Below are 12594 nucleotides of genomic sequence, written 5' to 3'. Positions count from 1 at the left end.
AGCTTGCTCCCGCTGGGCTGCGCAGCGACCGCAAAATCTGGGTCTGCTGCGCCCGAGACGTCGGCCCAGCGGGAGCAAGCTCCCTCGCCACGGTATATTTGTCTCTTCACAAATTGTGTTCGGCTTTGGTTCTGTTTATCCGGCCATGTAGGACTCCCGAGTAAGGCTACGTTGCCTTGCGTCATTGCCTACAACTACGCCAGAATCCGCCGGCTTGTGCGCTTGGCTCGTGGCTTTTACTGTTCTCGGGTCGCTGATTTCAGCGATCGGGTTTGGTAGCCCGCGAGTCAACTAGGCGCAAGCGCCACCTCTTGCAGATGCTGTCTGGGCATCTGTTTCATGGTGGCCGTGCGCAGGGCGTCTTCGGGCGCGCCGGGTTCCTAGTGCTCCGGTCTACCAACCCGCGTACGGCCGCCACCCAATCGTTTGGTAGCGATGGTTTCGGCTCCTGAAAATGAATACTAGGAGTTACACCATGTTCAAAATTACCCCCAATCCCCCCGACGACGACGCCAAAAAACTCAACGAAGCCGCCGACCGCGCCCTCGCCTTTTACCTCGATCCAAAACCTGGAAAACCAAAGCTACCGCCGGGCCAGTTGTTCACCGTGGCCCAAGGCGCGGACATGGAGTGCCTGCTGGCCAACCTCAGCGAAACCCTCGCTTCGGTCAATGTCATGGCCAACGAACTGGCCTTTGATCTGGAGGGGGCGCCACGGAGTTTTGCACTGGGGATCCAGCAGATGATCGAGCTGAGTGAGCTACTGGCAAACCGCGCCCTGGATATCGCCGCACCGCGCTGACATATCTGAAGCCAAGCGATACCCGTGGCGAGGGAGCTTGCTCCCGCTGGGCCGGTCCGACGTCTCGGGCGCAGCAGCCCCATAATCTTGCGGTCGCTGCGCACTGGAGCGCCAGCCCGGCCGAGCGGGAGCAAGCTCCCTCGCCACAAAAGCAGTCATTGCGCACAGCACCAGGCTCTGTCAGTTCGAGCCTGGGCTCACACCGGCCTGGCCTTGAGATTCCGCGCATACCAAGGCCTCTGCGGCACGCGGCGGAACAGTTGCGCCAGCTTGTCGTCATCGCTGCCAAACGTAATGCGCAACGCCAGTTTCATGGTTTCCGGATCCATCTCCACCGAATGCCCAACCTGCAACCCCGGCGTGGTGCTGCAGCCGTGGGTGTCCGGGCCCAGCCACGGGTCGGCGATTTCCACCCAGCGACCCGGGGCGAACCAGGGCACGCCGTTGACTTCGAGCCGGCTCACTTCGCCAGGATGAAAACGTTCGTGGGCACGGAACCAGTCTTCGAGGCGGTCGTCGATCCAGCCGTGGAAGGCCCAGAACACCGGGTTCACATGGGAGGAAAACGGATCGCCGAGAAAGTCGTTTTCCGGTTCGAACCAGCGCTGGGCGAAGTCGGCCTGATCACGGGCGAACGGCACCGGATGGCCGTTGGAAGGATCGCGCGGCACCGAGGCCCAGCGCATGTGCAGCCAGTCATGCAGGCCCAATTCCACTTCCGAACCGAACTGGCCCAACGTCAGTTTCGATAGATAGCGCGGGTCGCGATAACGGGATTCCCAGACCTGGAAATTGCTGTGATAGGTCTCGGCGGTCTTGATGTCGCTGACCCACTGGGCGTATTGCTCGTCGCCACGGGCCAGCCAGGTCGGTGGCAGTGCAGTCCCGTCGATGTTGTCGAAATACCGGGCAAAGCCCAGGCGATCACGTTCCAACTCCGGTTGCGGCAACGGGAAGCGTGGCCATGACGGCAGCGGTTGGAAAGAACGCGCCGTGCCGAGCATATGCCGGTGCATGAAAAAGAAATCCACCCCCGAGCCGTTGCGATCCTTGCGCGGCCCACGGGCGTCACGCTCGTTGTCTCGCGGCCCGGGTTGCCAGCCGATGCCGCGCAGGGCGTCGCGCTTGTCTTCGTCGAGGGTGTGCCATTTGTCTCGCGAGGCATGCCAGAGTTGGTGGAACAGCCGGTGCTCGGGCGACACCAGCCAGGCCAGCAGCTTCGGGCTCAGCGGTGTCCGTTCCCGGGCTTCGGGGAATCGCTGTTTGACGGCGACGAATTGATTGTCGAGTTCCGGCAATGCCAACGGGCGATCCAACCGCAACACCCGGCCGCTGAGGGTCGCCGTGCCGGCATTGCCGAAACCGGCCCAGACTTCGTCGAGGGTCATGATGAATTCGTAGTCCGGCGCGTCATGCCTGGCAGCGATCAAGCGCCAGCTCAATTGCTTCGGGTCGCTGCCAGCCAGGTCGCCCAGCACTCGATAACGCGGCTCATCCCCAGCGCGCAGGCGTTCGGCGGTATCGACGCAACCCACCAGGCCACGGCCCTTGTGGGCGATGTCGAGGAAGACTTCCAGGTTGTCGTTCGGCAAGCCGTCGAGGCCGGCATCGCGCCCGCTGAAACGGATCGTCCAGACGCCCCGCAGCGTGTTTGCCCGACGCTGTCCGGCGACGTCCGCCACATCGAAGGAAGCCTCGCCGGGGGTGATGGTCGGGTCCGGCCGGGTCAGTTCGCGATGCCCGTAATACACCGCAGGCACGGCGGCACCGGTCAGCGCCAGGCCTGCCATGAACCATCGTCGAGAAATCGTCATTGCCTTACCTGTGTTCGCCCTGGGGTGGGCTTTATCCAAGCTAGAACGATGGGCGTCCTGACAAATTTATAGAGACTGTGAGGGCCTCATCGCGAGCAAGCTCGCTCCCACAGGTGAGCGCATTCCAAATGTGGGAGCGAGCTTGCTCGCGATGGCGGTCTCGAGAACACCTAAATTTCCCGCCCGATCACTCGTTCCCCCCAGATAGCAAAGGCCCCCGCGCCTGTCCTTCCAAGGCGAACCAGACTGAGATCGGCAATGACAACACCACGTTCTAGAAAGGCTCTTTTCACCGGCGTGCCCCTGGCCCTGGCGCTGGTTGTCGGTGGCGGGCTCGCGGCCTGGGACCATTGGTGGCGGGACAACCCCGGCTACCCGGTCAAGGTCATGAAGGAAGCCCGGGAATTGCACGAACGGCTGCTGTCCTTCGACAGCCACATCACCGTGCCGCTAGATTTCGGCACCGCCGGCAACGAAGCGGACAAAGACGGCAAGGGCCAGTTCGACCTGGTGAAAGCCAATCGCGGCCACCTCTCCGGTGCCGCATTGACGATCTTCGGCTGGCCCGAGTTGTGGAACGGGCCCAATGCGCCACACAAGCCCACCGCCGGATTCGTCGAGGAAGCGCGCAACCAACAAGAAGTGCGCTACAAGATCATCACCGGCATGGTCCGGGACTTTCCCAACCAGGTCGCCATCGCCTACACCCCGGACGATTTCCGCCGCCTGCACGGCGAAGGCAAGTTCGCGATTTTCATCAGCATGCTCAACGCCTATCCCCTCGGCCACGACCTGAGCCTGCTGGACCTGTGGACGGCGCGAGGCATGCGCATGTTCGGCTTCAGCTACATCGGCAACAACGACTGGGCCGACTCCTCGCGACCGCTGCCGTTCTTCAACGACTCGCCCGACGCCCTCGGCGGCCTGTCGGACATCGGCAAGCAAGCGGTGACACGCCTGAACGACCTGGGCGTGATCATCGATGTGTCGCAGATGTCGACCCAGGCCCTGGAGCAAGTCGCGCAACTGAGCCGCACGCCCTTGGTGGCCTCCCATTCCGCGCCACGAGCCATGGTGGACATCCCGCGCAACCTCAGCGACAAGGAAATGCAGCTGATCAAGGCCAGTGGCGGCGTGGTGCAGATCGTGGGGTTCTCCCAATACCTGCGCCCATTGACGCAAAAGACCCAGGACAGACTCAACGCCCTGCGCGAACGCTTCGACCTGCCGCCGCTGCCTAATCTGGCGATGGCGCTGATGCCGGGCGACCCGATCATCGCCGCGTGGCCGGAACAGAAATTCGGCGAATACGCCGGCCAGCTCTACGGCATTCTCGAAGAGGAACCCAAGGCCAGCCTCAAGGATTTGGGCGATGCCATCGACTATGCCGTGCGCAAGATCGGCATCGATCACGTCGGCATCAGTTCGGACTTCAACGAAGGTGGCGGCGTGAAGGGCTGGGAGAACGTCGGCGACATCCGCAACGTCACCGCCGAGCTGCTGACCCGTGGCTACTCCGAGGGCGACATCGCCAAGCTGTGGGGCGGCAACTTCCTGCGGGTCTGGGACCAGGTGCAGAAAGCCGCAAGCCCCGCTATTGCCTCGGCGCAGAAGGCCGCCCAGCCATGAACGAGCGCCGGATCTTTCTCAAGCAAGCCGGGGTCCTTGCCGCCGGTCTGTCATTGCCCGCCAGCCTGCCCGCCACGGCCAGCGCCGATCCAATGCCACCGCTGCCCAAGGACAAATGGGCGCAGCTGCGCTCGCTGTTCAACCAGGACCCGGACTATTTGCACTTCTCCAACTTCCTGGTCACCACCCACCCGCGCCCGGTGCGCGAGGCCATCGAGCGGCACCGCGCCGCCCTGGATAAAAACCCCGGGCTGTTGATGGACTGGGACTTGGGCGTCACCGAAGCGCGCGAGGAAAACGTGCGGACCTGGGCCGGTCGCTACCTGCAAGCGAACCCGAAGCAGATCGCCCTCACTGGCAGCACCACCGAAGGCCTGGCGATGATCTATGGCGGCGTCCATGTGCGACCCGACCAGGAAATCCTCACCACCGCCCACGAACATTACGCCACCCACACCATCCTCGACCTGCGCAAGCAACGGGACGGAACACGGGTGCGCAAGATCAAGCTGTTCGAGAACGCCCACGGCGCCAGCGAGGCGGAAATCCTCTCGGCCATCGACCGCAACATCCGCCCCGAGACCCGCGTGCTCGGCATGACCTGGGTGCATTCGGGCAGCGGCGTGAAGTTGCCCATCGGCAAGATCGGCGCCCTGGTGGACAAGCACAACCAGGGCCGCAGCGATGAACAACGCATCGTCTATGTGGTGGATGGCGTGCACGGTTTCGGCGTGGAGGATTTGAGTTTCCCGGAGATGAATTGCGATTTCTTCATCGCCGGCACCCACAAATGGATGTTCGGCCCACGGGGCACCGGCGTGGTGTGCAGCCGCAGCGAAGAGGTCAAGTACGTCACACCGATCATTCCGACCTTCTCCGAAGCCACGACGTTTTCCACCACCATGACCCCGGGCGGTTACCACGCCTTCGAGCATCGCTGGGCGGCGGACGAAGCGTTCAAGCTGCACCTGCAACTGGGCAAGGCCGAGGTCCAGGCGCGTATTCATGCGCTCAACAGTTACCTGAAAAAACACCTGCTCGCGCTGCCGCAGATCGAGCTGGTGACGCCGCTGAGCCCCGAGCTGTCGGCCGGCTTCACCTTCTTCCGGGTCAAGGATCGCAAGAGCGATGAGATCGCCGCCTACCTGATGCACAACCGCGTGGTCGCCGATGCCGTGCACCGCGATGCCGGGCCAGTGGTCCGCACCGCGCCGGGGCTGCTCAACACTGAAGCCGAGATCGATCGCTTCACGGCGCTGCTGGGCAAAACACTCTGATGACTGATCGAGAGCAATTGATGAACCGATTTTTATTGAAGACGCTTCCGGCATTGGCCCTCACCGCACTGTTGCCCTCCAGCGCCCAGGCCTCGCAGCCGGGCCAGGTGTTCCGCGACTGCAAGGACTGCCCGGAAATGGTCGTGCTGCCCACCGGCACCTTCCAGATGGGCACCCCGGAAAACGAGGTCGGCCGCGAGCCCGACGAGGGTCCGATGCACCCGGTGACGTTTGCCAAGCCGTTGGCGATCAGTCGCTTCCAAGTGCTCAAGGGTGAATGGTTCGCCTACCTGCGCGATACCGGCTACGTGATGCCCGATGGCGACAAGCGCCCCGGACGCGCGTGCCAGGCCGGGGTTCCGGACTATCAGGGCAGCGACCCGCGCAAGCAGTACACCGACCGGCACCCGGCGGTGTGCATGAATTTCGAAGAGGCCAACGCCTACGTGGCGTGGCTGTCGAAAAAGACCGGCAAGCCGTACCGATTGGTCAGCGAATCCCTGCGCGAATACGCCGCGCGTGGCGGCAGCACCGGCCCATTCCCCTTCCCGTTCGATGAAGGCAAGGACTACAGCATCGCCCAGCACGCCAACACCTATGGCGCCGCCGATGGCTACAACTTCACCGCCCCGGCCGGCAGCTTCGCACCCAACGCCTTTGGTGTGTATGACATGCACGGCAACGTCTACGAGTGGACCACCGATTGTTTCAACGAAAACTACACCGATGCGCCAAGCGACGGCAGCGCCGCGCTGACGGGCAACTGCAAGGTGCGACGCATCCGTGGCAACGATTGGGGCGAAGCGCCGGTGTTTTCCCGTTCGGGCAATCGCAATGCGGTGTTTTCCGATGCCCGTGGTGACTGGCTGGGGTTTCGGGTGGCTCGGGATATGTAGATCGGCAGGTCCACCCAAATACCTCTTTGGACATGGTGGCCCTGTGGCGAGGGGATTTATCCCCGCTGGGCTGCGAAGCAGCCCCAATGAAATCGCCGCGTGATCTCGGACTGATCGGTGTTGCCTGCTTGGGGGCTGCTTTGCAGCCCAGCGGGGATAAATCCCCTCGCCACAAATGATGTGGGTTAGATGGTTCCGCGTTAAATCCTCTTCCCCTCCAATCGTTCCTTAGGTGGGCGCGCCCCAACCGGCGTGCCGCTGTCCTCCAGCCCATGCGGTGAAAGCCCGCGATAGCCTTCGACCTTTTCATCTAGCAGGGAAACCTCCATGAGCCAACCAAAACGCGGGGTGATCACCGAGCTGTTCATCCTGCTCAAACCCTTCCGGCTGATTGTCGCAGGCTCCATCCTCCTGGGCATGCTCGGCGGGCTGAGCATCACCGCCCTGCTGGCAACCATCAACGACGCGCTGAACGCCGATGCCGGGCCGACGCCCCAGGTGCTGGCTACCTTTGCCGGCCTGTGCATGGCGGCGCTGCTGACCTCGATCCTGTCGGACATCGGCACCAACCACGTCGGCCAGAACATCATCGCCAGCCTGCGCAAATCCCTCGGCCAGAAAGTCTTGCTGGCGCCCATCGAGCAGATAGAGCGTTTCCGCAGCCATCGGCTCATCCCGATCCTGACCCACGACGTCAACACGGTCAGCAGCTTCGCGTTTTCCTTCGCGCCACTGGCGATTGCCTTTACCGTCACCCTCGGTTGCCTGGGCTACCTGGCCTACCTGTCGCTGCCGATGTTTGCGCTGCTGCTGGTGGCGCTGGTGATCGGCACGGTCATCCAGTACGTGGCGCGGGCCCGTGGGATTCGGGGGTTCGAAGCAGCCCGCGAGGCTGAAGATGCGCTGCAAAAACACTACAGCGCCATCGCTGCAGGCGCCAAGGAACTGCGCATCCACCGCCCGCGCCGCCAGCGCATGTTCAGCCAGCGCATCGAAGCCACCGCCGAGCAGATCTGCGCCACCAACATCCGTGCGGTCAACACTTTCGTCATCGCCAAGACCTTCGGCTCGATGCTGTTTTTCGTGGTCATCGGCCTGGTCCTGGCCCTGCAATCGCTGTGGCTGGGCACCGACAAAGCGGTGCTCAGCGGTTTCGTGCTGGTGTTGTTGTACATGAAGGGGCCGCTGGAATACCTGGTCATGACGCTGCCGGTGATCAGCCGCGCCAACATCGCGTTCAAGCGCATTGCGGAACTGGCCGAGCAGTTTTCCTCGCCGGAGCCGCACCTGCTGCTCAACGACAAGAGCGTGCCCAAGCCGACGATCCAGCAGCTTGAATTGCGTGACGTGCATTACGCCTTCCCAGCGGTCGACGGCAGCCAGGCCTTCGCCCTCGGACCGGTCAACCTGTCCATCGCCCAAGGCGACATCGTGTTCATCGTCGGCGAGAACGGCGGCGGCAAGACCACGCTGATCAAATTGCTGCTGGGCCTCTATGCGCCCCAGGGCGGAGAAATTCTCCTGGATGGCAAGCCGGTATCGGCGGCGGGACGTGACGATTATCGCCAGTTGTTTACCACGATCTTTGCCGACTACTACCTGTTCGATGAACTGGTGCAGGGCGACCAGCAGGTACCCGGGGACGCCAACCGCTACCTCGATCGCCTGGAGATCGGCCATAAAGTCAGCATTCGCGATGGCGCCTTCAGCACCACCGATCTCTCCACCGGCCAGCGCAAGCGCTTGGCGCTGCTTAACGCCTGGCTGGAAGAACGCCCGGTGCTGGTCTTCGATGAATGGGCCGCCGACCAGGACCCGGTGTTCCGGCGGGTGTTCTACACCGAGCTGCTGCCGGAGCTGAAGGCCCTGGGCAAAACCATCATCGTGATTTCCCACGACGACCGTTACTTCGACATCGCTGATCAACTGGTGCGGATGCAGGCCGGCCGGGTGGTCAGTGAAAAGGTCCCGGCAGCCTTCGCCTGAACCTGCCCGACGCCAATGCCGCTTACCGCGAGAACACCATGAACGAACTGCTAGATGATGATCTGCTGGCGCTGCTGCTCGATGAGGTCGCCGACGACAGGCACGCCCTGGCCAGCCGCGCCAGGCTGGATCGCGCGCCCCTGTCTTTCGCCCAGCAACGCCTGTGGCTGGAACAACAGCGGGATCCGACCCGCTCGGCCTACAACCTGCCCCGGGCCTTGCGCCTGACCGGCGAACTGAATGCCGATGCGTTGGAAGACGCGCTGAATCGGGTGATCGACCGACACGACATCCTGCGCACCGCGTTCATCGAAATCGACGGCGCCGCCACCCAGGTGATCGAGCGCAACGCCCGCCTGATCCTGCATCGCGAAGACCTCGCCGGGCTCGACCAGCCGGCGCTTTCCCGGCGCATCGAGCAACACGCCCGGCAACCGTTCGATCTCACCCAGGCGCCACTGATGCGGGCGACCTTGCTCCGATTGAGCCATACCGAACATGTGCTGCTGCTGAACATGCATCACATCGTTTCCGATGCCTGGTCCAACACGATCCTGATGCACGACATGACCCAGGCGTATGGCCGGGCACTGCTGGGTGATCGGTCTGCGCTGCCACCGCTGCCGATGCAATACACCGACTACGCGACCCACCAACGCGGCGACTATCTGCACAGCGCTGCCTGCCGACGCAGTGGCGAATACTGGAGCCAGTACCTGGGCCGTGACTTGCCCGCGCTGGAATTGCCCCAGGATTTCCCGCGCAGCGCGACCCAGCAACACCGGGCCGGTCGCGTACACGTATCGCTGGGTCCGTCGTTGGCGCAATCGCTGGAGGTTTTTTGCCAACGCCAGGGGCTGACGCCCTTCGTGGTGGCGCTGGGCGCCTGGCAATTGCTGCTGTCCCGCTACAGCCGCCAGGACGATTTCACCGTCGGCGTCCCCAACGCCAACCGCAACAGCCATGAAAGCCAGGATCTGGTGGGTTTTTTCGTCAGCAGCCAGGTGTATCGGGCGCGGATCGACTCGACCCGCAGCGCGTTGGATTTCTTACGGGCACTTCGCGGGCAATCCCTCGCTGCGCTGGAGCATGCCGATTACCCGCTGGAATTGATCCTCGATCAATTGGGCGCCAACCCGCTGTTCCAGGTCTTGTTCAACTGGCGCACCGGGTCACAGGCGGCGTCGCTGCCAAGCCCGGATCTGTTGACGTTGGAATTCCTCGACACCGGTGAAGGCCAGGCCAAATTCGATGTGTCGCTGGACGTCGACTATTCACAGCAGCAGATAGTCGCGACGTTCGAGTACAGCCGTGACCTGTACTGCACGACCACCGTCGAGCGCATGGCCGAGCATTGGCAGAACCTGTTGCGAGGCCTGATCGAGGCGCCCGACTGCCCTGTGGGCGAACTGCAATTGTTGAGCGCCGATGAACGCCGGCTGGTCCTGAACGACTGGAACCGCCAACCCACCCGACTGCACAGCGAAAACTGCCTGCACCGGATAATCGAAACCCATGCCGCCCACACAGGTGAGGCGATCGCCCTGACGTTCGACGGGCAGCACATGAGCTATGCCGACCTCAACCGCCACGCCAACCGACTGGCCCATCGGCTGATCGAGCAAGGCGTCGGTCCTGACGTGCTGGTGGGCATCGCCGTCGAGCGCACGCCGCAGATGATCATCGGCCTGCTGGCGATTCTCAAGGCCGGTGGTGCCTACGTACCGCTGGACCCGACCTATCCGGCCGACCGCCTGGCCTACATGATCCAGGACAGCGGCGTCCGGCAGATCCTGACCCAGGCCCACCTGCTTGAGTCATTGGCGTTGCCGGCTGGCATCGACTGCCTGCTGCTGGATCCGAGCGATGCCGATAGCGCCTGGCCTGAGCACAATCCCAACGTGTCCATGGATCCGGACAACTTGGCTTACGTGATCTACACCTCTGGTTCAACCGGCAAACCCAAGGGCGCCCTGCTCGCGCACCACAACGTCAGCCGGCTGTTCCGAGCCACCGAACAGTGGTTCGGTTTCGACCGGCAGGACGTGTGGTGCCTGTTTCACTCCTACGCCTTCGACTTCTCCGTGTGGGAGATCTTCGGCGCGCTGCTGCACGGTGCTCGGTTGGTCATCGTGCCCCACGCCGTGAGCCGTTCGCCCGAGGATTTCTACGCCCTGCTGTGCCAGGAGAAGGTCACGGTGCTCAACCAGACACCGTCGGCGTTCAAGTCATTGCTACGCGTTGCCTGCGAGCCTCGGCAGCCCCTCGTCCATCAATTGCGCCAGATCATTTTTGGCGGCGAAGCGATCGATGTGCAAAGCCTGCGCCCTTGGTTCGAACGTTTCGGGGACCAGGCGTCGCAGTTGGTCAACATGTATGGCATCACCGAAACCACCGTTCATGTCACCTGGCGGCCACTGTCGATGGCGGACTTGCACGGCGAGGCCGCCAGCCCCATCGGCGAGCCCATCGTCGATCTGTCCTGGTATCTGCTCGATGCGCACCTGAACCCGGTGCCCAAGGGTTGCGTCGGTGAGCTGTATATCGGCCGAGCCGGCCTGGCCCGTGGTTATCACCAGCGCGCCGATCTCACCGCCAGCCGTTTCATTCCCGACCCGTTCGACCCGCTGCCGGGTGGACGCCTGTACCGCACCGGGGACCTGGCGCGCTACCTCAGCGACGGCAGCATCGAGTATATCGGGCGCCTGGATCATCAGGTCAAGATTCGCGGCTTCCGCATTGAACTGGGCGAGATCCAGGCGCGCCTGCAAATGCTGCCGGGCGTGGGTGATGGTGTGGTGCTGACCCACGACGGGCCAGGTGGCCTGCAATTGATCGCCTACGTCATCCCGACGCAACCCGCCGTTGCCGAACTGCGCGAAAACCTGCTGGCCGCGCTCAAGGCGCAATTGCCGGATTACATGGTGCCCAGCCATCTGCTGTTCATCGATCACCTGCCGCTCAATGCCAACGGCAAGCTCGACCGCAAGGCCTTGCCCGAACCCGATGCCGCGCTCCGGCATACGAATTACGTGCCCCCCCGCACGCCGTTGGAGGAGGCCTTGGCGCAACTCTGGCAGCAGTCCCTCAAGGTCGAACGCGTGGGTATCAGCGACAGCTTCTTTGAACTGGGCGGGCATTCGATCCTGGCGATCGAGCTGATCGCCAGGCTCAAGGCAAACCTGAATATCACCGTGCGTCTGCAAGAACTGCTGGCCAACCCGAGCATCGCCGAGCTGGCGCTGTTCATCTCGCAGAAACACCGTGAGCAGACGCAGTGCCTCGTCGCCCTGAACAACGCCCCCGCGAGCGCACCGCAGCTGTTTTGCCTGCACCCCAGCGGTGGCATCGTGTTTTGCTATCAACCGCTGGCGCGCAAACTGCAAAACCGGGCACGCACTGTCGGCGTCATGCACCGCGGCTTCAGCGAACCCCATGCAGGCCCCGAGGCCTGGCGCGAGATGATCGCCGACTACAGCAAGGAAATCGTCGCCGCCCAACCGCAAGGTCCCTATTACTTGATGGGCTGGTCCTTGGGCGGGACGATCGCGCTCGACATCGCGGCGATGCTGGAAAGCCAGGGGCACACCGTTGGTTTTCTGGGGTTGGTGGACAGCACGATTCCGGAACGTTTGTATCCCTCAGGCTTGCCGCGTCATCGGCATTTGGCGGGTGACGGAAAAGACGATGCCGCCTCCCAGGATCTGCTTGAAGCGATTGAATACTTCGACCTGCTGTTCCCTTCGCTGACGGAGCGCACGGCGGCTTATCGACAGGAGCGACCGGACAGTCCGGTCAAGGCCTTCCATGAGTGGGCGGCCGGCCAGATCGAGCCTGGGCGAGGCGACCTGTTGTCGATCGTGCAGAGCGTCAAGGAAGAGGTCATGAACGCCCAGGCGTTCTCGGTGCATGATCGGTTGCTGGAGGCGTTTGAGGGGTTCAGCTTCAAGCCGATTCGGGTACGGCCCAGTTGCTGGTGGACACGGGCGGAGAAAACCGCCGAGGAATTGGCATTCTGCGAAGCCCTGCTGATGGAACACAGCCTGAGGGGTGAGCTGCAATGCTCGGTGCATTCGCCGTTGCGCCATAGAAGCATGATCTTTGATGAGGCGTTGCTCGACTCGCTGGTCGAGGCTTTTCTGGCCAATACGGTAGAAGGGAAATAGCCCCTCTGGTCCTATAGAACCTGT

General features: G+C 63.0%; 7 protein-coding genes. 6 read left to right on the top strand and 1 reads right to left on the bottom strand.

Annotated features, from left to right (window positions below):
• The first annotated feature begins 475 nt into the window (after positions 1–475).
• On the top strand, positions 476–802 hold the full coding sequence (locus JMN22_RS11460) for a DUF6124 family protein (protein ID WP_198797784.1): 327 nt from the start codon (positions 476–478) through the stop codon (positions 800–802).
• A gap of 197 nt (positions 803–999) precedes the next feature.
• On the opposite strand, the gene pvdP is transcribed toward JMN22_RS11460, so the two are convergent.
• The gene (gene pvdP / locus JMN22_RS11455; protein ID WP_198797785.1) at positions 1000–2616 is read right to left on the bottom strand and encodes a pyoverdine maturation tyrosinase PvdP; all 1617 of its coding nucleotides are present in this window, start codon (positions 2614–2616) and stop codon (positions 1000–1002) included.
• Between the two features lie 258 nt (positions 2617–2874).
• Here pvdP and pvdM point away from each other — a divergent pair, with 258 nt between their 5' ends.
• The 5 genes from pvdM to JMN22_RS11430 all read left to right on the top strand — a co-directional run bounded on the left by pvdM (position 2875) and on the right by JMN22_RS11430 (position 12570).
• Positions 2875–4245: a pyoverdine-tailoring dipeptidase-like protein PvdM gene (pvdM, locus tag JMN22_RS11450; protein WP_198797786.1), complete on the top strand. Its 1371-nt coding sequence runs from the start codon at positions 2875–2877 to the stop codon at positions 4243–4245.
• Positions 4242–5522, top strand: a complete 1281-nt coding sequence (pvdN, locus tag JMN22_RS11445; protein ID WP_030140033.1) for a pyoverdine-tailoring periplasmic protein PvdN — start codon at positions 4242–4244, stop codon at positions 5520–5522. The genes pvdM and pvdN overlap by 4 nt, the downstream gene beginning before the upstream one ends.
• A 20-nt stretch (positions 5523–5542) precedes the next feature.
• A complete protein-coding gene (gene pvdO, locus JMN22_RS11440; protein ID WP_198797787.1) occupies positions 5543–6418 on the top strand; it encodes a dihydropyoverdine dehydrogenase in 876 nt (291 codons plus the stop codon).
• Between the two features lie 327 nt (positions 6419–6745).
• The gene (locus tag JMN22_RS11435) at positions 6746–8404 is read left to right on the top strand and encodes a cyclic peptide export ABC transporter (protein ID WP_198797788.1); all 1659 of its coding nucleotides are present in this window, start codon (positions 6746–6748) and stop codon (positions 8402–8404) included.
• Between the two features lie 38 nt (positions 8405–8442).
• Positions 8443–12570 (top strand): non-ribosomal peptide synthetase, encoded by a 4128-nt coding sequence (locus tag JMN22_RS11430; RefSeq protein ID WP_198797789.1) that lies wholly within the window; start codon positions 8443–8445, stop codon positions 12568–12570.
• Positions 12571–12594 lie beyond the last annotated feature (24 nt).

The organism is Pseudomonas sp. HB05, from assembly GCF_016756915.1.
Taxonomy (GTDB): domain Bacteria; phylum Pseudomonadota; class Gammaproteobacteria; order Pseudomonadales; family Pseudomonadaceae; genus Aquipseudomonas; species Aquipseudomonas alvandae.
The sequence above is the reverse complement of the archived record's forward strand: the minus strand, read 5'-3'. Positions and strand labels throughout refer to the sequence as shown.

Excerpts from the sequence above, each read along its gene's own strand:
- JMN22_RS11460 (WP_198797784.1), top strand. The coding sequence starts at position 476 with ATGTTCAAAATTACCCCCAATCCCCCCGACGACGACGCCAAAAAACTC.
- pvdP (WP_198797785.1), bottom strand. The coding sequence starts at position 2,616 with ATGACGATTTCTCGACGATGGTTCATGGCAGGCCTGGCGCTGACCGGT.
- pvdM (WP_198797786.1), top strand. The coding sequence starts at position 2,875 with ATGACAACACCACGTTCTAGAAAGGCTCTTTTCACCGGCGTGCCCCTG.
- pvdN (WP_030140033.1), top strand. The coding sequence starts at position 4,242 with ATGAACGAGCGCCGGATCTTTCTCAAGCAAGCCGGGGTCCTTGCCGCC.
- pvdO (WP_198797787.1), top strand. The coding sequence starts at position 5,543 with ATGAACCGATTTTTATTGAAGACGCTTCCGGCATTGGCCCTCACCGCA.
- JMN22_RS11435 (WP_198797788.1), top strand. The coding sequence starts at position 6,746 with ATGAGCCAACCAAAACGCGGGGTGATCACCGAGCTGTTCATCCTGCTC.
- JMN22_RS11430 (WP_198797789.1), top strand. The coding sequence starts at position 8,443 with ATGAACGAACTGCTAGATGATGATCTGCTGGCGCTGCTGCTCGATGAG.